The organism is Arthrobacter sp. Y3225116 (genome assembly GCF_059091245.1).
Genome location: NZ_JBNHGL010000538.1, coordinates 1 through 576 on the forward strand (window position 1 = coordinate 1; position 576 = coordinate 576).

Here is a 576-nt window from a genome sequence, read left to right on the forward strand (position 1 = left end):
GCGCCGGCGCCTTCGTCCGGGCCCGGCTCGGCAACGTCGGCGGGGAGGGCATGACCGGCCTCCCGCAGCAGCCGCGCCGTACGGACCAAATGGTCGGCGGCTATTGGGCTGGCGGCGGCCAGGGCTGCGTAGCTGCGGCCGAGGCCGGACGGGTACGGTCCCAGTGCTTCGGCCAGGCTCGCCACCGGCAGGTAGGCCGGGGAAGGAGGGGCGGCACCGCCGTCGTCGTGGGAGGGCGGTTCGGCGAGCAGCAGCAGGGCGAGTCCATGCAGCCGCGCCAGGCAGGAGTCCAGGTCGTGAAGCCCCGCGGTGCCGTCGGGCGGCAGGAGCAACGGCCGCAGGGAGCGGGCGTCGGCGGCGCGTCCGGCATCCACGTCGGTGCTGAGCACTACGGCTTCGAGAACGTCCAGCTCGGGCCGGGACAGCTGTTCCAGCACCCGCTGCAGGCTGATCCGCGTGCACGCGCGCGCCGCCAGGGCGGAAAAGTCCGGCACAGCAGGCAGGCAGAGATCCGGACGGGCGCCGAACAGCTGCCGCAGCTCGGCGTCGCTGCGGGCGGCCAACTGGCCGGCCAGG

1 pseudogene is annotated in these 576 nt (G+C 75.0%); it reads right to left on the reverse strand.

The window, feature by feature from the left end:
- Positions 1-576, reverse strand: a pseudogene (locus AC5RV2_RS18830) (helicase-associated domain-containing protein); the annotation flags it as partial.